At 43.6% G+C, this 23,422-nt stretch carries 21 protein-coding genes; 9 read left to right on the top strand and 12 right to left on the bottom strand.

Features of this window, described 5'->3' with window-relative positions; genetic code table 11:
* Positions 1–90 precede the first annotated feature (90 nt).
* Entirely contained in the window at positions 91–1,401 is a 1,311-nt protein-coding gene (locus AB4623_RS12020) for a peptidoglycan DD-metalloendopeptidase family protein (protein ID WP_029235892.1), read from the top strand.
* A 106-nt stretch (positions 1,402–1,507) separates the two neighbouring features.
* Here the strand turns inward: AB4623_RS12020 and AB4623_RS12015 are convergent, their stop codons facing one another.
* A complete protein-coding gene (locus AB4623_RS12015) occupies positions 1,508–3,352 on the bottom strand; it encodes a putative bifunctional diguanylate cyclase/phosphodiesterase (RefSeq protein ID WP_372146470.1) in 1,845 nt (614 codons plus the stop codon).
* Positions 3,353–3,532: 180 nt separating this feature from the next.
* A complete protein-coding gene (locus AB4623_RS12010; protein WP_372146468.1) occupies positions 3,533–4,429 on the bottom strand; it encodes a LysR family transcriptional regulator in 897 nt (298 codons plus the stop codon).
* A 108-nt stretch (positions 4,430–4,537) separates the two neighbouring features.
* Between AB4623_RS12010 and AB4623_RS12005 the strand changes: the two genes are divergently transcribed.
* From AB4623_RS12005 to AB4623_RS11995, 3 genes are all read left to right on the top strand, one after another.
* Complete coding sequence (locus AB4623_RS12005) at positions 4,538–5,743, top strand: multidrug effflux MFS transporter (RefSeq protein ID WP_372146466.1); 1,206 nt, start codon at positions 4,538–4,540, stop codon at positions 5,741–5,743.
* A 100-nt stretch (positions 5,744–5,843) separates the two neighbouring features.
* Entirely contained in the window at positions 5,844–6,194 is a 351-nt protein-coding gene (locus AB4623_RS12000; RefSeq protein WP_017057980.1) for a hypothetical protein, read from the top strand.
* 285 nt (positions 6,195–6,479) lie between these two features.
* A complete protein-coding gene (locus AB4623_RS11995) occupies positions 6,480–6,614 on the top strand; it encodes a hypothetical protein (protein ID WP_010431176.1) in 135 nt (44 codons plus the stop codon).
* A 153-nt stretch (positions 6,615–6,767) separates the two neighbouring features.
* Here AB4623_RS11995 and AB4623_RS11990 read toward each other — a convergent pair whose 3' ends face one another.
* The 3 genes from AB4623_RS11990 to AB4623_RS11980 all read right to left on the bottom strand — a co-directional run bounded on the left by AB4623_RS11990 (position 6,768) and on the right by AB4623_RS11980 (position 9,472).
* The gene (locus tag AB4623_RS11990; protein ID WP_017062739.1) at positions 6,768–7,385 is read right to left on the bottom strand and encodes a glutaredoxin domain-containing protein; all 618 of its coding nucleotides are present in this window, start codon (positions 7,383–7,385) and stop codon (positions 6,768–6,770) included.
* A 68-nt stretch (positions 7,386–7,453) separates the two neighbouring features.
* A complete protein-coding gene (locus tag AB4623_RS11985; RefSeq protein ID WP_065583706.1) occupies positions 7,454–8,344 on the bottom strand; it encodes a DMT family transporter in 891 nt (296 codons plus the stop codon).
* Between the two features lie 153 nt (positions 8,345–8,497).
* Positions 8,498–9,472 (bottom strand): porin, encoded by a 975-nt coding sequence (locus AB4623_RS11980; RefSeq protein ID WP_372146464.1) that lies wholly within the window; start codon positions 9,470–9,472, stop codon positions 8,498–8,500.
* A gap of 376 nt (positions 9,473–9,848) precedes the next feature.
* Between AB4623_RS11980 and AB4623_RS11975 the strand changes: the two genes are divergently transcribed.
* The gene (locus AB4623_RS11975) at positions 9,849–10,862 is read left to right on the top strand and encodes a succinylglutamate desuccinylase/aspartoacylase family protein (RefSeq protein ID WP_108118029.1); all 1,014 of its coding nucleotides are present in this window, start codon (positions 9,849–9,851) and stop codon (positions 10,860–10,862) included.
* A gap of 259 nt (positions 10,863–11,121) precedes the next feature.
* Here the strand turns inward: AB4623_RS11975 and AB4623_RS11970 are convergent, their stop codons facing one another.
* The 3 genes from AB4623_RS11970 to AB4623_RS11960 all read right to left on the bottom strand — a co-directional run bounded on the left by AB4623_RS11970 (position 11,122) and on the right by AB4623_RS11960 (position 14,605).
* Positions 11,122–11,841 carry a DsbA family protein gene (locus tag AB4623_RS11970; RefSeq protein WP_372146462.1) on the bottom strand — a complete coding sequence of 240 codons (720 nt, stop codon included), beginning with the start codon at positions 11,839–11,841 and terminating at the stop codon, positions 11,122–11,124.
* A gap of 127 nt (positions 11,842–11,968) precedes the next feature.
* Positions 11,969–12,538, bottom strand: a complete 570-nt coding sequence (locus tag AB4623_RS11965) for a protein disulfide oxidoreductase (protein ID WP_372146460.1) — start codon at positions 12,536–12,538, stop codon at positions 11,969–11,971.
* Positions 12,539–12,541: 3 nt separating this feature from the next.
* A complete protein-coding gene (locus AB4623_RS11960) occupies positions 12,542–14,605 on the bottom strand; it encodes a protein-disulfide reductase DsbD family protein (protein WP_372146476.1) in 2,064 nt (687 codons plus the stop codon).
* A 195-nt stretch (positions 14,606–14,800) separates the two neighbouring features.
* On the opposite strand from AB4623_RS11960, the gene AB4623_RS11955 reads away from it, so the two are divergent.
* Entirely contained in the window at positions 14,801–15,010 is a 210-nt protein-coding gene (locus AB4623_RS11955) for a hypothetical protein (RefSeq protein WP_371722397.1), read from the top strand.
* Positions 15,011–15,526: 516 nt separating this feature from the next.
* Here the strand turns inward: AB4623_RS11955 and AB4623_RS11950 are convergent.
* Positions 15,527–15,775, bottom strand: a complete 249-nt coding sequence (locus tag AB4623_RS11950; RefSeq protein WP_017062732.1) for a hypothetical protein — start codon at positions 15,773–15,775, stop codon at positions 15,527–15,529.
* Positions 15,776–16,026: 251 nt separating this feature from the next.
* Here AB4623_RS11950 and AB4623_RS11945 point away from each other — a divergent pair, with 251 nt between their 5' ends.
* Positions 16,027–17,631 carry a mechanosensitive ion channel family protein gene (locus tag AB4623_RS11945; RefSeq protein WP_017064335.1) on the top strand — a complete coding sequence of 535 codons (1,605 nt, stop codon included), beginning with the start codon at positions 16,027–16,029 and terminating at the stop codon, positions 17,629–17,631.
* Between the two features lie 204 nt (positions 17,632–17,835).
* Complete coding sequence (locus AB4623_RS11940) at positions 17,836–18,669, top strand: RecX family transcriptional regulator (RefSeq protein WP_372146458.1); 834 nt, start codon at positions 17,836–17,838, stop codon at positions 18,667–18,669.
* 137 nt (positions 18,670–18,806) lie between these two features.
* On the opposite strand, the gene AB4623_RS11935 is transcribed toward AB4623_RS11940, so the two are convergent.
* From AB4623_RS11935 to AB4623_RS11925, 3 genes are all read right to left on the bottom strand, one after another.
* Positions 18,807–19,352 carry a hypothetical protein gene (locus tag AB4623_RS11935; protein WP_372146456.1) on the bottom strand — a complete coding sequence of 182 codons (546 nt, stop codon included), beginning with the start codon at positions 19,350–19,352 and terminating at the stop codon, positions 18,807–18,809.
* 256 nt (positions 19,353–19,608) lie between these two features.
* Positions 19,609–20,448, bottom strand: coding sequence for a DUF4062 domain-containing protein (locus AB4623_RS11930; protein ID WP_102582597.1), 840 nt, complete (start codon positions 20,446–20,448; stop codon positions 19,609–19,611).
* Between the two features lie 204 nt (positions 20,449–20,652).
* Positions 20,653–22,500, bottom strand: coding sequence for a M3 family metallopeptidase (locus tag AB4623_RS11925; RefSeq protein ID WP_372146454.1), 1,848 nt, complete (start codon positions 22,498–22,500; stop codon positions 20,653–20,655).
* Between the two features lie 254 nt (positions 22,501–22,754).
* Between AB4623_RS11925 and AB4623_RS11920 the strand changes: the two genes are divergently transcribed.
* Entirely contained in the window at positions 22,755–23,393 is a 639-nt protein-coding gene (locus AB4623_RS11920) for a hypothetical protein (protein WP_372146453.1), read from the top strand.
* Positions 23,394–23,422: the final 29 nt, after the last annotated feature.

Below are 23,422 nucleotides of genomic sequence, written 5' to 3'. Positions count from 1 at the left end.
GATTCACGTCATATTATGACAATGCATTGATGATTTATGCGTTTGAAAAGCATATCCTATGCCTTTATATCGTAGAAAGACCTGTTTACCGTGTATTCAAAAATATTCCCCTCTCCGTTTGCTGAGCTTTCACCTGTAAAAAAAGTAGCTATTTTGGGACTGCCACTTATTGCTGCGATTGGTGTTGCTTTGCAATCGTCACAATCGGATCTGACGAAAACGATCGATCTTGATTTGCCCGACTCAACCGTGATTGAGTCAATTCTGTCACCTTCTTCTGTTACTGTTATCGAACCGCCAACGTTTGAGTACCAAATTCAATCTGGCGATAACTTGAGTAGCATCTTCACTCAGCTTGGATTTTCTTACAAATCGATGATGAGCGTGATGGAAACTGATTTGAACTTCCTTGCTTTAGATACGCTTCGTCCGGGTAATACATTACGCTTTTGGCGTGATGAAGCGACCGGCGACCTTTCTAAAATGGAACTTCAATTTAGCGTCGCGGACAAAGTGGTTTACCGATTACTTGATGACGGCAGCTACGAATTCGAAGACATCTCTATTCCTGGTGAATGGAAGCAAAAACCTCTCGTGGGTGATATTCATGGCAGCTTCTCAATGTCGGCGAATAAAGCTGGCCTGAACAGCCTTGAGATTGACCATATTGTGACTCTTCTTAAAGACAAGCTGAACTTCAGCCGCGACCTACGTGCTGGCGATCAGTTTGAAGTGCTTCAAAAAGCGCAATATGTTGATGGTGTTGCAACCGGAAAACGTGAAATTGAAGCAATTAAGATCATGAATCGTAACCGCGTTGTGTCAGCATACTTACACACCGACGGACAATATTACGATGCTAATGGCGATAGCCTTCAACGTGCTTTCCAACGTTACCCAGTGAGCAGTAGCTGGCGCCAAAGTTCTCAGTTTAACCCTAAGCGCTTACACCCTGTGACTGGCCGCATTTCACCGCACAACGGTACGGATTTCGCGACACCAATTGGCACACCTGTTCAAGCAACGGGTGATGGCAAAGTGATCATGACGCGTAAACACCCTTATGCGGGTAACTATGTGGTGATTCAACACGGTAGCACTTATAAAACGCGCTACTTGCACTTAAGCAAGATCCTTGTTCGTAAAGGACAAACGGTATCTCGTGGTCAACGTATTGGCCTATCGGGTAAAACGGGTCGAGTGACAGGTGCTCACTTGCACTATGAACTGATCGAACGTGGTCGCCCTGTTGATGCGATGAAAGCGAATATCCCAATGGCCGATTCTGTGCCTAAAAAGGAAAAAGCGACATTCACAGCCGCGAGAGATGAAGCCGACAAGCTATTGAAGGCAGCGTTAGAAACGCGCAATCTAGCAATGGTTAATAATGCTAGTAAGTAGCTAGCCATTAAACTGTTTTAAAGCCGCAAGAGCATCACAAAGCACAGTCAGTGTTAAGTGATGCTCTTGCGGCTTTTTAGTTCTCAATAGAAGGTTCGGTAAGGGTTTAAACTAAAGGCTCTGAGTGCGCGTCATAGCTAACGATAGCTTCAGGCCGCATTGGAGGTGAGTAGAGGTAACCTTGGATCTTGTCACATCCCATCGCGTGCAGCTTTTCTAATTGCTCACGCTTCTCAACACCTTCCGCAACCAAAGATACATCGAGTCTATGGGCCAGTTGAACAATCAGCCATACTACGCTCTCTGAGGTCGAACTAGTTAACAAGTCTCGAATAAAGGTCGCATCAATTTTAATGCAATCGATAGGGTAGCTGTGGATGTAGTTCAAACTGGAGTAGCCTGTACCAAAGTCGTCGAGTGCAATCGTGAAGCCTTGTCCTCTCAGAAAGTTAAGCGCGGATTTTGTCTCTTGTGTTGGCGATAACAGAACGGTTTCGGTTAACTCGATAACAAACTCATTCGCCTTAAAATGGTGCTGTTCAATGGTTCGAGTCAGGTAGGATATATAACGTTTCGAATCAGTAAGCTCGTGCGCAGAGCAGTTGATTCCAAGTTTAACCTTGTAGCCCAAGCCTTGCTCTAGTGTGGTTTTAGCGCGGCACACCAATTCAATAATGCGTTCACCTAATTCGACAATCAGCCCTGACTCTTCTGCCACTTGAATAAACTCTACGGGTGAGATGTCTCCATGTCTGGCGGTTTTCCAGCGAGTCAGTACCTCGAAATATTCCCATTGCGTTTCACCTTGACCCACAATCGGCTGTACCACTACGTACATTCCATTGCTGTCGGGGATATAGCTTTGTGAAATTGGGTTTTCCAGCTCACTTCGTAGCGCTGCGACTAGCTCGGTTTTTCTTTGGTAACGAACTCTTAAGTGAGTGTCATAACATTGAATATGAGTATCTTGGCTGTGTTTACACTCTTTAAGCGCCAAGCTGGTATTGAAGATGATTTGCTCAACGTCTTTGTTGTCTCCATCCGAACTGGCAATACCGATGCTGACGTCGAAATCTATCTTGATATCAACGCTACTGTAGCCCTGCTTAATTTTGGCCAGTATTTGTTCGCACACGGCTATCGGATCAGAATGGTAGGTGATGAAGGCGAACTCGTTGCCAGCAGTCCGGAAAGTCAGGTTGCTTTCGGGTAAGGTTCTCCGCAAGGTTTCTGCGACAAATTGAAGTACTTTATCGCCAATATAATTGCCGTGCATGTCATTAATGGCTTTGAAGCTATTGATATCGAGTAAAGCCAATGTAAACGGAGTGACGCTCTGTTGAGTAATCGACTCTAAGGTATCTGATAAACAGCTTCGGTTGAGTAACCCGGTTAGGCTGTCGTGTGACACCTCATAACTAAGCTGATTTACAAGTTGTTCGGAACGATCGTTAAACCACATTTCACGCAAGGTGTGGATGATGATGTCGGCGAACAATTGATGGTGCTTTACCACGTCTTGTTGCTGATCAGGGCTAAGAGGCGAGGTGAACGTTGAAAACAGCACGCCCATCACTTCGCCACTTTGAGTTCGAGTCGGGATCGCGATGGAGTTTTGTGAGGTGATTTCCTGCCTAAATGCCGATGTTGGCAATGACTGGACGATGTACTGAGCAAATGAGCAATCTGGGTGTCTTTGATTGACGGCTTGTTGGTATATGTGACCATGGCGTGCGTTTATTTTGTCATGCAGTACATGGTCAGAATGGGCAATTACCAAAGGAACCATTTGATCGGGGAAGTGCTTTTTCTCAATGATACTGGTGTATTGAGTACCGAAGGTTTGATGCAAAGTAAGCACGGCAGATTCTAAAAGGTCGATACCTTCCAATTTGAGTAAGCGGCCAATGCGCTCTGTGTCTATCATGCTATTGCGTGTATGTTGAGTCATAGTCACCATCCGTAGCCAACCAGAATCGTGTGTAAGCTGTATGTGTATGATCTTGTGTATACGATCTTGTAGCAGCGCTGTCTTAAGTATTAACAATGCAACTTGCATTAATAATCTTGATATGCGTCTAGTTTATTATTGGTCGTGTTGTGTGATTTTTCAAATTTAGTGCAATATATTTCACAAAATTTGACTATTTCTTTCTTTGTCTAGCCTATCTTTTAGGTGGTCTAAAAATAGCTTGGTTCGTGTATGTGAGTAGTCAAGCTTAGGGTAGTACGCGTAAACCATCACTTCGTCGGCGGTAATATTTGGCAATACTGGAACTAATGTCCCTTGCTTTAGATCCTCTTTGATCATCGCTTTGATGGTTAACAGTACGCCCATTCCTCGCTTCGCAGCATGAAACAAAGCCTCTGGATTGGTGGTCGCAAAGTTACCGTTTAACGTTATTCGCTGCCCTTTGGTGAGTGTGACTTCACGGGTCGGACGCTCTCCCCAAATTAACGAGTTGTGTTGTTCTAAGTCCTGCTCGTTGGCGGGGTAACCATGTTTAGCTAAATAGCTTGGCGCTGCATAGAAGCTGGCTTTGTGTTCAAACAGCGGTGTTTTCTTGAAGCTTAAGGAGTTGAGCTGTTCCAGTTCACGACTGATCACCAGATCTAAGCCCAGTTCAGGTAATTGGCCTGGCGTGGTCGTGATCAGCTGCACCTTAATGTCTGGGTATTTTTCTAAGAAGTCGTCCATGTATTGCACCAGAAACTTAGAGCCAACCGCAATCGTAGCGCCAATCTTTAATAGGCCTGCTGGGGTTTGGTTAACCGAGCGAGTCTCATCAATAATGGACTGCCAATTGTCGAGCTGATCCTTGGCTCGCAGGTAAAAGAGCGCACCTGCTTCGGTTTGGCTAATCGAGCGAGTCGTTCGCTTTAACAGTTGGGTGCCGATGCGCTCTTCTAACCAGTTCACTCTTTTACTGATCGCCGAGCTGGTGGTGTTCAGCTTTCGAGCAGCACCATTGAAGCTGCCTTCTTCGACTACTCTGACGTAGCTTTTTACGTTAAGAATCCAATCCATATTATTTCCTGTTGGGACTTAATAAAATTCCAATTTAGCTAATTATCAATTATTGGTTTTGAATGTAAACTCATCTGATGAACAAATAACAAACGAATAGGGAATTTTTTGAGCCAATCGACCTTTAAAAAAACACCGCTACTCTTAGCCATGATGATCATAGCTACAGGGCAGGTAGGGGTGAGTATCTATTTACCATCATTGCCGCTAATTGCTTCAGACTTAAGTGTGACTCAGGTAGATGTACAGCTGCTCGTTACGCTGTTTCTTGTGGGTTTTGGCTTGTCTCAGCTATTTTACGGACCGATGTCCGATGCGGTGGGAAGAAGACCTATCTTCTTGTTAGGTCAGGGTGTTTATTTGATTGGTACAGTCGTTTGTGTTGTGTTTTCTGACAATATGACGGCGCTAGAAGTTGGTCGCTTGCTGCAAGGTTTAGGGGCGGGTAGTGCCTCGGTTCTTGGGCGAAGTGTGCTTCGTGACAGCTATGATGGTTCACAGCTTACCAAAGCGTTGTCTTATATCTCTATCACCGCTTCGATCATGCCGATCATTGCGCCGGTATTCGGTGGTTGGATTTCATTTCACCTCGGTTGGCAGGCGGTGTTCCTGTTCGTTTTATTGTATCTACTAGCGATATTCACACTGGGTTACTTTGTTCTGCATGAAACTTTGCCATACGGAAAGAGCCGCTTTGATGCGTGCCAAGTGGTGAAGAACTACGGACGCTTGTTGACCAATCGCCAAGTGTTGACCAGTGCCAGTTACAACTGGATGAGCTACATGGCGAGTTTGGTATCTTTATCGCTGTTTCCATTCTTAATGCAAGAGCAATTGGGGCTGACCGCCGCTGAGTATGGTTCATTGATGATTGTCCCTTCGGCAGGCTTACTGATAGGTAGCGTCGCTTTAAACTTACTCAATCGTAGGTTTAGTACGCCCCAACTGATGAGCCTAGCTATTTTGATTATCTTGGCATCGGGAACTTGGCTTCTTACTCATGAGTTATCCATCTTTAACTTAGTTTGGGCGTTTACTTGGTTGGCGATAGCACAAGGCATCTCGTTCCCATTATCAATCAGCATGTTATTAGAACCTCATAAGAAACAAGCGGGAGCAGTGTCGGCATTGTCTGGTTCAATTCAGATGTGTTTAGCGGGTTTATTGGGTGGGTATCTTGTAGAGAGTTGGGTCACGACTCATCTTCAATTAGGCGTGTTCTACCTCATTATTGGTGCAGCCATGGGCGGAGTGCTTTGGTCTTCAACCAAAATGAACAAGAAAGGCGATACTGTTGAAGTGGAATATAGCTAAATGCCAAATTCACTATCGTTTAACGCACCATCGTTAATACGTTGTATTTGTGCTGATGGTTTTCTACAATGCTTCGGTCCATTGAATAGGTAAAAACAAAATGCAGCAAAATGAATTTGAAGTACTGGTAAAAGCTATCTGCGCACTAGATGGCCTGCCTCAAGCGCTTGAGCTATTGAAATCCAATGAGGATACAGAAGTCGCTGAGGCTGCTGCATCACTGACTGGTCAATTTGCACTTGCTGAAGTGGAAGGCGAAAAGCGTATTTACCACGTGACGCTTCAAGAAAATGAACAAGGCGAAGAGCAAGAGTACATCGAACATGTTATGAATGAAGGCGATGACTTAATCAAATTTGCAGCTTGGTTCTTTGAAACGATGTTTGAATTGAAGCAAAAAGACACATACCAAATTGCCGGTAAAACTTACAGACAGCCAAAGCGCAGCTAGGTTTCTCAGTAAAGCATTTTAGAAAGCAGCTCTATTGAGCTGCTTTTTTTATCAGTGTCTAAATCAATGTCTTGGGTTGTTATTAGGAATGGAGCATTAAGCTCAAACCAGAATTTAGGTTAACTCATTGATATAAAAAAACAATGCTGATTAGCACAGAGACAAAATTAGGCTAATTGCAAATGGATGCTTAATATTGCATTAAAGTGTGATTTAGATCTTGTTTTTGGGCGTTTTAAGTGTAAAATCCGCGCTAAAGAAAGTTGATTATGTGCGGAGATAAGCATGAATTACGAACTAGGCCACGCATACCTTGGTCAAATGGCAGCAAAAAACATGATGCACGAAGCATTGTACGGCACTTCAAAGCCAAAGAAACCATCGTTCTTTAAGCGAATGATGAAGAAAATGGCTAAATAAGCATTTTCAAAAACGGAATTTTAAAAGGCCTTAAACTCGATGAAGTTTAAGGCCTTTTTCGTTTTAGCGATTGGTGAAAGTTATCGCTTTGTTTTGTTGTGGATGGACACAAAAAACACTAATTAAGCTTCTGACTAATGGCTTTTAATGAACTCAGCCAGCAGATTGATTGGATAAGTCGACCACATTATTAGGGATGCTATCTAAGCCATTCTCTTTCATCCACGCTTCTAAGTTATCGGCACCACCGATGTACTTACCATCAAGCCAGATCTGCGGGACGGTGACCGGTGTTTTCTCACCAATGTGTGCTTTTACCTCTGGAATCATACGGTACAAAGCGGCGCTGTCTTTTACGACATCGTGGTATTGGTATTCAACACCCGCTTCATCCAGCATTTTCTTCGCTTTAACACAGAATGGGCAGGTCGCCTTACCATAAACGATGTTGCCTTTTAGGCTGTCTCGTTTGGTCCACTCTTTGATCACCGATTGGATTAACACACCGCGATTCAGCGCTTCACCTTGGCTGACCACTTTGCCTTCAACAACAAGGATTGGAGCATGCCAAGAGCCTAGTTTTAGCGGCTCCCACCAGTGAGACAACCAATCTTTCACTTCCAGTTCGACATCGACATCGGCCAACTCATTCTCAAAAGTATCCTTCAGAATGTCTTTGGTAAGGGTACATTCTCCACATGGGATGTTAACTTTAAATGGACCCCAGCTGCCTGCCCAACGGTATAGTGTAATCTTGACTGGTTTCTTCATGGTTACGGCCTCGTTTGAATTCTCTTATCCATATAGAACGGACTGTCGAACTATTTATTTCACCAACCTTAAACTTTCTTCACTTTTGAAGGTTTTTTAGTTTCCCAGTGCGTTATAAATGCAACTGACGCAATAATAATAGCAGCCCCTAGCCATAAACGACCCGGTGGAACCCAACTAAATACAATCCAACCTGCTAAAACATTTAGCGGTAATTTGGCGTGGTCAAAAGGTTGCACAAACGAAGCATCAGCGACCGAGTAGGCTTTTACTATCGCCCATTGAGCGAGTGCCGTCATAACACCGATAACAATCAAGATAGCCCAAATTGTACCGCCGCTTGGCGTCTGCCAATCTGGCGCGGCAAGCAGGATGTTAAATGGTGTGATTAATAGCAGCAGGTACACCACCATGGTTGAAGGGCTGTCTTGCGAAGAGAGCTTTTTCACCATCAGTGAGTAGCATGCCCAGAAGAATGCGGCACCGACTGGTAATAACGTTGCCCAGTTAAAGTCTTCAGCCCATGGCTCTAGAATCACCATCGCACCCACGAAACCTGCTAAGGTCGCGCCCCAGCGAGCAGCTCCAACTTTCTCTTTGAGGAAAAGCCCTGAACCTATGGTTGCAAACAGTGGCGACGTCATGAGAAGGGCAATGCCTTGCCAAATAGGAACTGGGTAAGCCAGCGCCCATATCCAAAGTTGAATACCAATCACTGATAAAAACACACGGAATACATGCAACTTGAGGTTGTCGGTTTTTAGCGCGCGGCGAATGCCCAATGTTTTTAGGTAAGGAAGGATGGCGAACAATGCGATTGAATACTGAATGACGGCAACGGTGGTAGAAGTCAGTCCGAAATGAATGCTAGCGATTTGAGTTAGGCTGTTGATCAAAGCAAAGGCTAAACCTGCGGTTAGCATCCAGCTAGCGCCTTGGATCGGATGGTGTTGTGACATGATGCTTCTAATTATTTGATGTGGTTCACCTATGATACGGATTTAACACCACTTAACCAGAAAAAGCATTGATGAAGTTAGTCAGAATATTTGAATATGAAAAAGGTTGAGCCATTGCCCAACCTTTTAGTCTGTATCTAATGCCGATTTAGATTAGAAGTCGTAGCGGATGCCCGCCTGTAGTTGGTCATCTTTATTGTCTAGCTGTTCAAACTTGTAACCAGCATATGTGCGAATATGGCCGTTAAACTTGTATACCGCTTCAATAGCAAAGTTATTTGTTTCTTCGTCAGCCGCTTTATCGAACTCGCCGTAGTTGTATACACCAATTAGTGATAGCTGCTTAGTTGCCTTGAAGATAGCTGAAAGCTCATAGCCTGTGTAGTCTTCATCTGCAACTGAAGCCATTGTGTATAGACCACCAACAGTAAGCGCATCCATAGAGAACTGAGCTACAAGGTTGATTTGGTCGTCATCGAAGTTACCATTTTTTTGAGAAACATAACCCGCACCAAGGTCAAAAGCACCTAGGTTGTACATAGCAGCGAGGCCAAAGCTATCGGCATCTTTTTCATTTGCGGCGATATAGTTCGCTTGCACTGTCAACGCGTCAAACTCACCAGAGTAAAGGAAGTTATTCTCACGTTTATCTTTGTTGCCATCAACGGCATCAGCAGCATCTGCACCAAATGTTGCCATTGTATCTGTAATGTCAGTCAGCATTACCTGTGAAGAATCTTGCTTACCGTATGAGAACTCACCGAATTTGGTTCCTAAACCTGCGTAGTAGTAGCGATTGGTAAGAGATTCATTTTCAATTTTTACAGTATTGCCACTTCCGTCTTCGAACTCTGTTGTTGATGCGCTAGTGAACTCTGCTTCATACTTACCGAATCCATATAAACCATCAGAAAGTTCAGATTTACCTGAAATATTCACACGAGCTCGTGACTTGTCTTTGAAAGAACTGTCAGATGCGCTTTCGTTGTTGTCAGATACGTTGAAACGAGCCTCCGCACGACCGCCAATTTTAAGTTCTGTACCATCAGAGCTGTAAACTGTTGCTGCTAGAGAAGAACCTGAAACTAGTGCTGCTACCACTGCAGAAGCTAGAACTGCCTTTTTCATAATCACTTACCTTGTATTTTAAAATCCGTGAGCAATGTGCTCTCCGTTTCGATATGAAGCTAATTTAGAGCAGCTAAATTAAGCTTTCATTTCTATAAAATTACATTTTCGTGAATAGGGAACTTTTTAAGTGTTGATTTTATTGCACTTTCATTTCAATAGACTGAGTGGTTTGTGAATGGTTATATAACTTATCGGTTCTTAAGTGCAGACTTTCACAAGCTTTTATTTAGGGGAAGTGATGATGATATGCGTGAGTATTATGGGAAAGTCAGAGCTTGTTCATCTTATTAACTGTTTGTACTGATTAAGATATCCTCTATGATGCAAAAACTTAGAAGAGAATAGATTTTGCTCAACAAGATGGAGACGTTGGATGAAAACAGAGTACTTAGGCGATGTTTTACAAGGTAGGCAGGTTATTGGCTCCTTGAATGTTGAAGACCTACCCGTTGGAGAGCACCAGTTTTGGTTTCAAGTAACCAGTGATGGGCTAGGGCAACCCAAGAACATGCCGGTTTCTGTTTTCAAAGGCAGTCAAGCAGGTCCTAAGTTGATGATCACCGCTGGTATTCACGGTGATGAGCTCAACGGTGTGTTGGCTGCTCAGCAAATTATCAGAGACTTAGTCGGTAAAACTCTCAAAGGCACGGTCACGATAGTGCCTACTGTGAACTTGTCGGGTTTGCTTAACCACAGCCGCGATTTTATCTCTTCGGATCCGGGCTCTTGCCCTGCCAACCTTAATCGACTCTTTCCGGGTGATGCGAATGGCTTAGCGGCAGAGCGCTTTGTTGCGTCTTTGTGGGATCGCTTACTCAAACACAATGCGACATTCGCCGTTGACCTACATACCCAAACTCGTGGCGCGGTCTACCCACTTTATGTTTTTGCTGACTACCGAATTGAACAATGCCTTGAAATGGCAAGGTTGATGACGCCAGATTGTGTTCTCAATGATCCGGGCGACCCAGGTATTCTCGAAACGGTTTGGAATCGAAGTGGAATTCCTAGCATTACGGTGGAAGTGGGGATGGGTAAGTTTACTCAGCCTGATATGATTCAACGAGCCGTGGACGGTGTTTTTAATATGCTGTCTTACTACGAGATGCTTGATGGTGAAGAACCGTTTGAGGCAAAGCAGCTGCCAAGTATGGACTGGATAGAAGGCAACAACGTCGTGTCTATCCGCGCCGATATCGGTGGCTTTGTGCTGCCTCAGATCGAGCTTTTGCAAAGTGTCGAACAAGATGATCTGCTCGCCATCCAATATGATGCGTTCGGTAATGAATGTCGTCGTTATCACGCACCATCTTCTGGTCGTGTACTCAGCTATAACGTGGATGCATTAAGGGAGCCGGGCGCGCTTGTTTGTCGCTTGCTGAGTTAAGCAAAAAAAGACCGAGCTAGGCTCGGTCAAAGGACAGTTGTCTAGAGTAAGCACGTCTTGGACTCATCGAGAGAACTGCTTTTAGAGTAGCGAGGCTAGATTAAGAATCCATTGCAAGATAGTGACACTTCGACTGCTTTTCTGTTTCAAAAATAATATTGAAAACATTACCTTAAGCTCATCAAAAGCCGACTGTGAGTTACGCAGGTCGGCTTTTTATTCACTTCTCTTTCGAATTTTTATCTCTATCTACAGTCGATTAAAAAGCGTCGTCCACGATCTCTTTTAATCGGTCATAAGGCACATATCCTGGTAAAACATTTCCGTTCATCATCATGGTTGGAGTGCCCGTTAAGCCGAGTGCACTGAACGTTTGATGGTTAGTGGTTAGAACCTGGTTTTGTTCTTGAGTTGTTTTTAGTTCCGCCTCTGTTCCCGTCTTCTTGGCAACGGCTTCTAGTGAGCTTTTCGAGTGAATACCGCTTTTCGCCATCAGCAATCTATCAACTTCAGGGAATGCTTCTGGGTTATCTTTCCATACTTTCATCGCGTATAGCGCCGCGTTGGTGTCTAGCCCCGAAACCTGTTGCTGCTTAAACGATAAGTACACGTTGATCACTTTAATGTCGCTGTTTTCAGAGGCTAATTGAACCAAGCCTTTTTCCAAGCGCTTACAGTAAGGGCAGTTATAGTCGGTAAAGTTAATGATGACCGATTTGCCATCCGGATTGCCCGTGATTGGGTGGGCGTCATTGTTGTATAACCAATCATGGCTTTCCGCTTGGGCTTTTTTCGTTTGCTCTTGACCTGCTACGTACTGCTCTAAACTGGTATGCAATCCAGAGATCGTCGATGGATTTTCCTTCAGGAATTGATTAATTTCTTCAAGTTGTTGAGTTTGTTCTTTGTTTAATTCTGCGAAGGCATTAGTACTCATTAATGAGCCTATAATCAGTGCGCTTATCAGATGCTTTTTCATATTGTCTTTTCTCAAATTCGTGATAATCGTGAGCGCTTATTAGGTTGCGCTCACATTAATATTGTTTGTTAAACTGGCTGAGTCGGTTTATTCACTTAGCTTTGCTCTGTTTTTCTTTGTGAGCGATTTAGGCAAAGTAGGTTCTTAACCACAGGCCGATAGGGGATGTAACGCCGGTTGCGATACTGCTAATCTTTCCATCTTTGATGATGACAATACTTGGCGTGACATTAACGCCCCAACTTCTGCTGATCGACCCAGAAAGATCATTGATAACAGGGAAGTCATACTCTTTTGCATCCAAGTAGCGCTGGACACGTTCGTCTGGACCAGACGATAGAGCGACCGAAACCACCTGATGGGAATCACTGAAGCTATTAACCGTCGGGCTTACAAATTTGCAGGCACCACACCAAGTCGCCCAAAAATAGACAATGACTGGCTTACCATTTTTGCTTAGCTCGATAACATCAATATCTTCGCCTTGGAGCGATTGACCCACAATTGGAATCGCATCGCCCTGAGGCATGCTTCTGCTGTGATAAAAGTCCATGGCAAATGAAAGCACGCCAACGATCAATATCATTGAAACCAGTTCCTTTCCCCACTTCTTAAGACGACTTGGCTTTTTGGCCTCACCCTTTACAGCGTCGTCTTCAATCGTGCTAGATTTATCTTCATTGTTGGGAGTCTTCATCAGTTATCTCGCAGCGTCGATGGCTTGAACGACAGTGTCACTGTTGAGAATGACAGGCAGTGGAATACCGCTTTTATAGCTCGGGCCGTAGACGATATTAAATGGCACACCAAATCGCCCATTACTTTGTAAGTATTGAGTGACACTTTCACTTGGTGTTGTCCAATCACCTTTCATCAAAACAATGTCTTCTTGCTGTAGGTGACTGTAGACAGGGTCTTGAAGGATGACGCCGATCTTGTTGGCTTTACAAGTGATACACCAATCAGCAGTCACATCAACAAACACCGTTTTGCCTTCATCAACGAGCTGAGGGATTTGCTTCGCATCCAGCTTTTGCCAAGCGAGATCGTCAACAATCGGAGTCGCCCAGTTATCAGCGGTGACACTACCGACGATCAATGCAGCACCAAACACCAAGGTTGTGGTTGCGACGATAGGAATAAGCACCTTGCGACCCAACTTACGGCCAATCCAAATCAATACTGAAATCACGATAAATAGCGACAGCAGGATAGTTGGGAATTTACCAATGAATGGGCTAAGGAGGCTTGTTAGCCATAGGCTGGTAATGAACATCATTAAGCCAAATACCAGCTTAACTTTGAACATCCACGCCCCAGGCTTTGGAAGCAATTTGGTTAGGCTTGGGAATAGCGCAAAGATCAACCAAGGCGCACTCATACCGATACCAAGCGTGATGAAGATAGCCCATAACTCTTGGTAGCTTGCTCCAAGTGCATACGCGACAGCGGTTCCTAAGAATGGCGCGCTACACGGCGTTGCTAACAGCGTTGCAAACATGCCTTGAACAAAGTGGCCTGAATGTGAGTCATCGCCTTTGGTTGCCATCCAGGTGTTTAAACCTGATGGTAGTCTGAATTCGAATAACCCAAGCAGGTTAATCGAAAACAGCAAAGTGATGATCAGCATGAACCCGATGAACCAAACATTTTGGAACTGGATTCCCCAGCCAATTGCATTACCACCCATTTTTAGAGCGGTCATACCTAGGGCTAACAGCGCAAATGATGTAATGACACCTGAAGCAGAAGCTAAGAATGAGAGTCGAATATGACGATTAGATGCACCTTGGTTTTGAATGATGCTGTTTAATTTCATTCCTAAGACTGGCAACACACATGGCATGATGTTGAGGATCAAACCACCAATTAAAGCGAAGCCTATCATCGCCAAAAAGCCGTTGTTGCTTGTTTGGTAAGCGATCGGTTCTGAGCCAACTTTGGCCGTCATCTCTTCGGCGAAATTAGTGTCTGAAACGGTGACACTCACGTTACGGTCCGTTAAGTCGACTTCACCTATCCAGTTGCTCACATCAAATACGGCCGTCATTGTATTGTCTGTGATGTGGACGCTTGGTTGAGAGAAGAAGTCATCAATCACTTCTTGCCCGTCAATCAACACCATCGGCTTATCCCAGCCATTTTTACTTGTCAGCTGAGTAACCAGTTGCTGCTTGCTCTTGTCCCAAAATAGACCATTGACTGAAGTGCGATTAGCTTCTCGTGGAGATTGGCTCATGCCTTGGTTGAACAAGAACATCGCTTCTTCATCGAGCGCTAAAGTTTGTGGGTCAATCGGCAGTTCGATATCGTAATCGGTTAACACACAGATATTGGTACACGACGGAAAGGTAAACGATGCCCTGAATATCGCAGGCTTCGTGTTGTCTTTCAGGGATAAAGTGACAGGAAAGCTGACATGTTTTTTGTAGCCTAACGTCATGACGTCAAGCTGCTCGTAGTATTTAGGTATCGGCCAGTGCCACTCTACTGACTCAATGTTTGTTGAACCAGACCAGTCCCAGCTTGGCGGAATGCCACCTTCGCCTGGGCTGCGCCAATAGGTTTTCCAGTCGCCGTCGAGCACGACATCGAGCACGGTTTGGATCTTAGAGCCGTCATCCGACTGTTCACCCGTCGACATCATTCGCATTTTAACTGGCGGATGCTCAGGCACGCTTATCCAGCCCGTGGTTTGAGCCAGGGCGGTAAATGACGTCATGACTAAGATTGCAGTGACGAAAGCTTTTGCGCATGTGCGCATGCAGAATGCCAACGAATCGACAAACTTAGTTAGTAGTGTGTTGTACACAAATGTATCTCCAAAAAATAAATAAAAGGGTGTAGTAGCCCGGTTATTTACTCTCTAAATATACAGTGCTTTAGATGCAATCGGTGTTTTGTCGGTCGAGTAGAGCGATGATTGTCTCCGGATAATCTCGAGATGTGCGGAGATAAGTTGAATGCAACAGCAATCATCAGAACGAAAGGGATCAGCCAGCCCGTTTTAGGTGCGGCAAAGGTCAGCATTTTCGAACTTAGGCTGCATGAATTTGAATTGGGGGACGTTAACATTTTTGAGGCTTCTAAGCCGAAAACGCTGGCGTATAGAGCAGCCATTTTTTCTGAAGAAGCGATGTTGGTTTGGGGATTACTGGTTTCTGTATGAGTTTGTGTGCCAACTAGGACTGATTGGCCATTAGCGGATGCAGATAACGATACTTTCTTGACGGCCAGAGTGCTCGCCAGACAAGTTACGATAACCAGTCCGGTAAGGAAGAGCGCCCAAAGCGAATGCTTTTGTCGGCGGTTCTGTGTGGATAAGAAAAGTAGCGATGTGTTCAGCAAATTAGTCAGTAATCAAATCTGTTAGTCGTTAAAGCAAGCTCATTGAATTGTGGTTAGCTTAGATAAGTTCTCTTCGTGCCACAAGTCATAAAATGGTTAAAGTGAAACTATGTATAAATGCGGGAAACGGCAGATACACGATAAAAGACGCATAAACACCAATTCACGCGAATACGACATTGAGCTGTAGCTAAAGTTCACAACAACTGAAAGTTATCGCTAATTATTCTGTATTGAGTGGTTTATTAACTATCAGGACGGGACAGGCGATACAAAAAAGCCCAACAGATCGTCAGTGAACGTGTTGGGCTTTAATCATTGGTGCTATTGGAAAGGCTTAGTGAGTGCGGCGAGGGCCGTTACGTACCAAGTCTTTACCGTTATCAAACACCTCTTTGGTGATCCAGCGAGCAAGCAGAACTTTATGGCTGCTATTGAATACAGCAACGAAGTGACGACCATCTGAATTATTGGTTGCCATGCCTACACCTTCAACGCCTTCAAGGCCTAAACCGCCAGCTTCCACTGAAATTAGGAATTGCTCTAGTTCTTCTAGAGACTCAATAATATCAAGTTCGTTGTTCATTTTTATGCTCTCTTGCTGTGAGCCAACATCGTATTTAGGGCGCTTTAGTGCTGTGCTCGAATGAAGATATTGGCTGTTGTTCTTTGTTGGATGCGTACTCTACAGGTCATAAGAGGGGATTGGAACTCTCAAATATTAGAAGCAGGCTGATAATTTGCGAATTTTTAACATAACATACGTTTAAATGCTTGTTATCCATATTCTTTTTACTACTATTTATAGGGTCAATTTAGACAGTGATAGGAATTAATATGATGAAGGTTTGGCGTTGTCTATTGTTAATGTTGGCGTTTGTCGCATTTGGAAGTTATGCGCAGAGCGTTGAGAAAATCGCAGAAGTACAAGATCAGTTAATGCTCGATCTAGCAACATTAGAAACGGCGCATGATGCTGAGAAGCCCTTTCTTGAAGATATCTTAAGGCGTAAGAATCAGGGCCTACGCGAAGAGATTTTTTCACAGCTATCGTCAGATAAAAAAGAGGGGCTGGATGTCACTCTTGCTCAGCAGGTCGAACTGCTACAAAAATTGCTGTCGTTGAATGAAACTAAAATCGTTTCAATGAGTAAAGAAAACCGTTCAGCTGAAGGTGACGCTAAAAAACGCCTTGAATTGCGTATTCAAAAACGAATCGGAATGATGGATGTCTATTATCAGCAGCTTGCTAAGACCTTAAATTGGTCGAAAGAGCGTGGTGTTGATGTTGCTGTTCCTGAAGGTGAGCTCAAAACGGCACTTGTTTCTCGTTCTCAATATCTTACTAATGCAATTCTATACACGGATACACAACGTCAAGATTTAGAACGCCGGCTATCTTATGTAAGTGAAGAAGAGAAAGCGACGATTAAAACTGAGCTTGAACGCTTCAGTGAGCGAACTAGCGTTATGGTCGCGAGCTTAGAAGAAACCATCACGCTAATGGAACCGTTTGGCGTGGATGTGACTTCGTACAAACGTGTTTTGCTAGCGACGACAGGTGACATTAACGCCGATGTGTTGGATGTTGATGTTGCACTGGAGCTGTTGGATGGTTGGCTTCGTTCGTTCAGTTCATGGGCTTTTGAAAATACCCCTTCTTTTATCGTTAAACTTGCTCTGTTTCTCGGTATTTTGTATGTAACTCGCCTTATTGCTAACGTGGCTCGCAAAACCGTTCGTAAGAGTGTTTCGCACTCTAAAATGGACTTCAGTGTATTGATGCAGGACTTCTTTGTATCCATCGCATCTAAAGCGGTCGTGTTTATTGGTTTGCTTATCGCACTGTCTCAAATAGGGATAGAGCTAGCACCTCTTCTTACTGGTTTCGGTGTAGCCGGTGTCATCATTGGTTTCGCATTGCAAGACACACTATCTAACTTTGCATCGGGTTTGATGATCTTGATCTACCGTCCTTATGACGTCGGTGACATGGTTAAAGTGGCAGGCGTGCAAGGCACGGTAAAAGACATGAGCTTAGTATCGACGACTGTTCAAACCATTGATAACCAACGCTTGGTGATCCCAAACAACAAGATTTGGGGTGACGTGATCAACAACATCACGGCAGAACGTGTAAGACGTGTTGATATGGTTTTCGGTATTGGTTATTCAGATGATATCGATAAAGCGAAAGCGGTATTGAACGACATCATTCTTGCACACCCTCTAGTGTTGAAAAAACCAGAGCATATGATCAAGCTTCATACCTTGAATACGTCTTCTGTTGATTTCGTAGTACGACCTTGGGTTAAGACTGATGACTATTGGGATGTGTACTGGGATGTAACGGAAACCGTGAAGAAACGCTTCGATGAAGAAGGCATCACGATTCCATTCCCTCAACGAGATGTACATATTTACAATCACGAAGAGAACTAAACGAAAGATCTAGTATGAAAAGCTATTACGAAAAAGCTAAGCATGGCTTAGAGCCATCATTCTTAATGTGATATCAAATGGACGCTGAACAAGCGTCCATTTTTATTGGCTGCCGCTTATGTTGAGCTTCATTCTTTTATGTCACTCAACCACCTTAGAATTACGTTATGATGGGGTAGGCTTAATCTGGAAAGTTGAAATCGAATGGACGATTCACAGCAAAAAACGAATACTAGAAATACAACGGTAAGAAAAGCGACGCGAATTGAAAGTGTTATGAACTCTGCGATGTGGCATTTAACTCAGAGAGACATGACGGAAAGCGAGTTAGTGGCGAAGCTCAAAGTGAAAACCGACAATCAAGAATGGATCGATGAAACGTTGAATACTTTGAAAGGCTTCGGGTATCTCAAGTCTGACCAAGTGTTTGCAGAACAATTCGTGGAACAAGCTTTCTCTGGTGAATTCGGTTCTCGATACATTGTCGAAAAACTGAAGAAGAAGGGGCTGACCGACTCAGTGATTTCTGATGCAATCCATAAAGTGTCGTTCGAAAAGTCTATTGATGAACAAACCATCTTGATAGACCGAATCAACCACTACTATTCAAGCTTTACCATGAGCCGTGAAAAGCTGGTTGCGACACTGCAAAAGCGTGGCTTTAGCTATCAACAAGTTAAGGTAGCGATTGACCAGCACCCACAAGCGCATCAACTGAAAAGTAACATTCAAATTAAGGCCGAGAAAGCCGACTTGGAAAAAGAGGTGCTCAAGTACGCTCGTAAAGGCAAGGGACTGACTGCCATTCAGCAAGAACTTAGACAACGACAAATCGACACAAGTGAACTGTCATCGCTCATCGACCGATTGATTAATGAAGAGCAGCTAGATTTCTATTCTTCGTGTTTAGAACAGTTGCAGAAGAAGTCTTATGACCTAAACGATCATAAAGAACGCTCTAAGGCTTACGCGATGCTAAGTCGAAAGGGGTTCTCTTCAGACGAGATCAAATTTGCATTGAGTGAAGATAACGAATAACTAAGCCGGAAAAATTTCCTATTGTAGTATGTTGGTTTGTCCTAAGTAACTATTGGACATTTCCGTGTTAGTGACCCTGCTAATTTAGTAAATTGCGGATTACTCTGAGTAAGGCAAAACCGTGGCATAGTCGTGTGTTAGACATTTACCCACTTCACATCGAGTAATCCGCCAATTGCGTGTACGTTTTGCCACTCAACACAAATTGGTACTACATCTGAATCAGTTGCTTTAGCCAAAGCATAGCGATGATGTCCACCAAACAATATTACACTCTGTTCAGTGTTTGGTTTTACTAGGATTGGGGAAATGGAATACCCCTCTAAAGCGTATTGAATTAAAAACGCCAACTTACTTTTAGAGCCACCATCCCAAATATTGTCTTTTTTACGATAGCTGAAACTGCTCAGACACCGATCAAGTTCCTCTAATCTCAAACGTCCAATAGCAAAACCATTTGGATATTTGTCTGAAAATGCCTCTTTTGTAAATCGGTCTAAGCTAAAGCGCTGACTACTTTCGGATAGATCCCAATTAATTTTGATCTTAGGTAAATCAACCGCTGGTTTATCAATCCACCTTTCCGATTGACGACGAATACGGTCGTTGAATGGCTTCATTTCTAAGCACTCTTTGGAATATAGAGCCTCATATTTACTAAGTTCTTCGAAAATTGAATTCATGCTACTCCTGATGCCTAACAGATAATTAGACTCCCCCCGCCTCTGCTAACCTAAACATGCAGACGAATTACAGGAGACTAATGACAAAGGTGTGACAACATTAAACCAGTTAGCTCAAAGGTAAGTAGGTCTCAGTATCAGATATCTGCAAGCTAAACTTCATCATACCAGCCAAACCCTGTACACCACTCATCAATGCAGAGATGAATTAGCCATTAACAGATGGCATTCTTCACGTTGAGGGTTTTGTATATATTTATAGCTCAATCATATCAGCAACTTGGTATCCCAAATTGGTAATTTCGAATATCTCGCCTTTATAACCCCTTTCAACAAGAAGGCCCTTCGATACAAGCTCATCAATAGCGGCTTCCCAGCGAGCCACTTCTCGACGTTCATTAGACTCTATGAAATTCTTACTATTGGTTTGAACGTTAGTTCCACCGAGATGGCGCAAATGCATAACCGTCCCATTTCGGTCTTGACTGGCTTCTTTAAGAAGAATTTGGGACTCATCGGAAAGCTGTGGTAATGGGGTTTTGGACTGTACAACGTCAACAGGAGTTGAAATAGAGGTTGTTTGAAATAGTGGGTGTTGATTGAGCTTAAGTTGTAACTGGCGATAAAACTTATCTTTAAAGCTTGAACGACTATCATAGCTTTCGTACAAGCTTCTATTCTGACAAGACTCTTTAAATGCTTTTAATTGCGCATATTGCTCTGGCTCAACAGTATCAAGCGCCACAGGCTGGCTGGAAAAATAAAGCATTGCGGGTTTGGCTGATTTGATATGCTCTTCAATTTCTTCGACGGTTCCGCTGGCATATTCTGTGGTAGGTGTACCAATCCGAGTCCAAAACACACCTACCAACAAGTCACATCTATCGAGCACTTGATTGTTGATTATTTCTTGTGCTTGACCACCCATTTCTGGTGAAGAGTGGGTTTCCCAACCGACTGGTAATAAAACAATATTTCTGGATTCAGAATGAACAGCATTCCATTCATATATGACATCCCGAATGATTGCTCGCTCAGATGATACATCGCCTGGTGAAGCGATCATTACATTGAATACTTTTGCTTCATAACTCATTTAACTCTCCTTACAAACAGTCGTGGTTCGCACTATCAATAGGCCAGAATTATACCAAACCAAACACATAATGAAGTATTAGATAAATTAGGTCAAACACGGATAGTTAAGTGTAATGCGAGAAAAAGCTCTAAAAAGAAATGGGGCAAAAATGAGTTATGTCACTACTCATTTTTGCCTTTTTCATTAGCATTAAAACTCAATCTATCGACCGTATTGCTCAATAATAAAGTGCTCAAAATCATCACACATTTGGTCATTCGACTTTGCATTATTCGCTAATTCAGTTGCTCCATCAACGATCGATACCTTCGCATTCAAATCCGCGACTGGTGCACGTTCTCTTGTCGACAGCTGTTTGATTTTTTGCTCCTCAATCGCCCAAGCCTCCTCTGGCGATAAGTTACACTCGTCAGCGAGATATTTGGCATTAAAACCTTCCCCAGTCAGGCTTTCGATTGTACCGTTATGGTTCACGCTATTGCCTTTATGCCAATAGTGTTTCGCCAACAAAGGCCCGATCTCTGGGTTATCTGTTAAGTAACCAAACTTGTCGGTGAAATAAGCTCGTGTTTGATACACCGCCATATGAGCCAATAGATAACCTTGGTATGAGCAAGATGCTTCATCAGACAATAAGTGAGGGATCGCCATCAGTGGACGAGGGCTGCAAGACAATCCAAGAATTGCCTTTTCACTGCTACGAGCAAGTGCCGTGATTTTTTCAGGCGTGAGGTCTTCATCAGCTAATTCGTACAGGGCTCGCTCGAAATATGGAACCACTAAAATGCTGCGTTCTTGATAGGCTCTGAAGGGTTGTTTGTTATCGATGATTGCTTTGATTAACTCATCAGGTACTGCTTGGCCATCTGCATTAAGCGCGTATTGTTTGAGCCAATCGGCGTCGTTCAACAAGCTATCACAGAACATGGATTGCGTTTCGGCATAAGCCATCGAGGTTGGTGCAAATTCTTGGGAGAAACAAGGCGCGTTCATTTTCACGTTAGCAAAATGCGCTGCGTGGCCGCCCTCGTGAAATAGCGTGTTGATACCATCATAACCGCTGCCAACTTGATCGGGCTTTGCGTTGCTCGTGAAGTTAACTTGAGCAGCTACCCATGTGTCTTGATCGTAGAAAGAAGGGATAGGGCCATGGCAGAAGCCATTAGGGTACTTACCTTTGCGATCAAGCAGATCCAATTTTAATGTCGCTTGAGAGTATTCGATGTTTAGGCGACCAAAAGATTCGATCCAGCGTCGAAGTGACTTTGAGAATGGAACATAAGGATCAAGATCATTCATAACGTCACCTGAAAAAGAGTAGGTAAAGTTATGGGCTTGAAGTGCATTCTCGCCTTTCTGCTCAGCCAAATTGGTTAGACTTTGCTGATGGTTATCGCGTGTACGTGCTTCGAAGTCGTCAAGAATCGTAAACAGTTGTTCTGTCGTCATCTGTTCGGTTTTAACCACCGAGTAATCAAAGAAGGTTTTGAACCCCAGTGATTGAGCAAATTGGTTACGTTTTTTGATCAGCTCAATAAAGCCGTTAGCCAGCAGCCATTGCTCTAAATCTAATAGTGCTTGATGTGCAGAAAGCCTAACTTGTTCATTACCATTACTTCTAACGGCTGAACCTAAAACGGGCAGTGACCCTTCTGTTTCATCGCCTGTTTCATTTACGTAAGTCATCACATGATTCTGTTTTTTCTCAAACAGTTCAGCCTCAAATTTTATGAGGTCGGCTTTAAGCTTCTGTGACTGCTCAGACTCAATAGCGTGAGATCTAAAGGTCGCTAACCAACCATTCAAGCCTGTTAGCGTACTCTCTTTTTCTAGGGGATCTTGAATTTCATCGATAGCAGCAAGTTGCGTTTCGATAGCAGTAATCTGTTCGGCAGAGCTAAGAAATTCCGTCCACTGAGTCTGTGCGAGTGTCGAGCCATCGTGGTCGTCACTGATCCCCATATATGTATCCCAAAAGAAGTCTTCTTTCGCTTTATGAGTCGCAAGATACTTTTGATTCAATTGGTTGAGATAGTTCGTTGCAGTCATGACATTCCTTGAAAACTAACCAGTAATTTCAACATTATGACACATTCATTGAATGTATTTTGTGACGATAGATATAACTGAATGCAAGTCACAACCTATCGGTTTACTTTACAGCGTATTAGTGATAATTAATTAACTGTTAATGATTTGTTGTTTGCTAGTATTAACTAAAGAGAGTGTGCTGATTTCTCCGGCTTTTTATTGAGTAAATTGATGTTCTCAAGGTCAGCGTTTTTGTAAGGAAGAGGTTTAGGATGGATCCTATTTTATATATCGAAGTTGGTGGTGTTGTGTGGCAAGTATTCCCTGATGGGACTTGGCTTCAATTACCTGCTACGCAGCCAAAAGTTGAAGGCGTGCAAGTCGTCAGCATTGAACCTCAGAATTTACAAGAGGCTCAGCCCCTAACCGAACCACAAATCGCCGCAGTTGAACAACAGTTGGAAAAGGTGGTCACCGAACTCGTCAACAACATTGAAAGCGCACCTCAACAGCCTAACTCAGTAAATGATCAACCTAGTTCCAGCGCCTCTTTTATTGCTTATGTTCGTTCCACCTTAGATGAAACGCTCGCTGAGGCGGGTTTTGATACGCGTCCTGCAGAATATGCCGACGAAGATACAACCTCGAATGAGGGTAACCTTGATATTCTGTTACCTAGTGCACTATTAACCGTTGATATTTTGGATGGTGGAGACGGTTACGAAAATCAGTTTGAAGTACCAAGTGTCACGATTACGGGCACGGCTGTGGATGTTCGAGACGGGCGTACCATTGTTCTGACCATCACTGATGTTAACGGAAACACAGTAACCACCACAGCCATCACAAACGATGAAACGTATGTCGTCAATGGGGTCGACCTTTCTTCATTGGAAGAGGGTGATCTCTAAGTCGACGCGGTCATTGCTGATGATTTTGG

The sequence above is a fragment of the Vibrio sp. 10N.222.52.C12 genome, from assembly GCF_041474215.1.
In the GTDB taxonomy this organism is placed as follows: Bacteria; Pseudomonadota; Gammaproteobacteria; order Enterobacterales; family Vibrionaceae; genus Vibrio; species Vibrio crassostreae_C.
This window is presented reverse-complemented; position numbering and strand designations above follow the sequence as displayed.

Bases quoted from the DNA above. Each gene is read 5' to 3' on its own strand.
- AB4623_RS12015 (WP_372146470.1), bottom strand. From the start codon at position 3,352: ATGACTCAACATACACGCAATAGCATGATAGACACAGAGCGCATTGGC.
- AB4623_RS12010 (WP_372146468.1), bottom strand. From the start codon at position 4,429: ATGGATTGGATTCTTAACGTAAAAAGCTACGTCAGAGTAGTCGAAGAA.
- AB4623_RS12000 (WP_017057980.1), top strand. From the start codon at position 5,844: ATGCAGCAAAATGAATTTGAAGTACTGGTAAAAGCTATCTGCGCACTA.
- AB4623_RS11995 (WP_010431176.1), top strand. From the start codon at position 6,480: ATGAATTACGAACTAGGCCACGCATACCTTGGTCAAATGGCAGCAAAA.
- AB4623_RS11990 (WP_017062739.1), bottom strand. From the start codon at position 7,385: ATGAAGAAACCAGTCAAGATTACACTATACCGTTGGGCAGGCAGCTGG.
- AB4623_RS11985 (WP_065583706.1), bottom strand. From the start codon at position 8,344: ATGTCACAACACCATCCGATCCAAGGCGCTAGCTGGATGCTAACCGCA.
- AB4623_RS11980 (WP_372146464.1), bottom strand. From the start codon at position 9,472: ATGAAAAAGGCAGTTCTAGCTTCTGCAGTGGTAGCAGCACTAGTTTCA.
- AB4623_RS11975 (WP_108118029.1), top strand. From the start codon at position 9,849: ATGAAAACAGAGTACTTAGGCGATGTTTTACAAGGTAGGCAGGTTATT.
- AB4623_RS11970 (WP_372146462.1), bottom strand. From the start codon at position 11,841: ATGAAAAAGCATCTGATAAGCGCACTGATTATAGGCTCATTAATGAGT.
- AB4623_RS11965 (WP_372146460.1), bottom strand. From the start codon at position 12,538: ATGAAGACTCCCAACAATGAAGATAAATCTAGCACGATTGAAGACGAC.
- AB4623_RS11960 (WP_372146476.1), bottom strand. From the start codon at position 14,605: ATGCGCACATGCGCAAAAGCTTTCGTCACTGCAATCTTAGTCATGACG.
- AB4623_RS11950 (WP_017062732.1), bottom strand. From the start codon at position 15,775: ATGAACAACGAACTTGATATTATTGAGTCTCTAGAAGAACTAGAGCAA.
- AB4623_RS11945 (WP_017064335.1), top strand. From the start codon at position 16,027: ATGATGAAGGTTTGGCGTTGTCTATTGTTAATGTTGGCGTTTGTCGCA.
- AB4623_RS11940 (WP_372146458.1), top strand. From the start codon at position 17,836: ATGGACGATTCACAGCAAAAAACGAATACTAGAAATACAACGGTAAGA.
- AB4623_RS11935 (WP_372146456.1), bottom strand. From the start codon at position 19,352: ATGAATTCAATTTTCGAAGAACTTAGTAAATATGAGGCTCTATATTCC.
- AB4623_RS11930 (WP_102582597.1), bottom strand. From the start codon at position 20,448: ATGAGTTATGAAGCAAAAGTATTCAATGTAATGATCGCTTCACCAGGC.
- AB4623_RS11925 (WP_372146454.1), bottom strand. From the start codon at position 22,500: ATGACTGCAACGAACTATCTCAACCAATTGAATCAAAAGTATCTTGCG.
- AB4623_RS11920 (WP_372146453.1), top strand. From the start codon at position 22,755: ATGGATCCTATTTTATATATCGAAGTTGGTGGTGTTGTGTGGCAAGTA.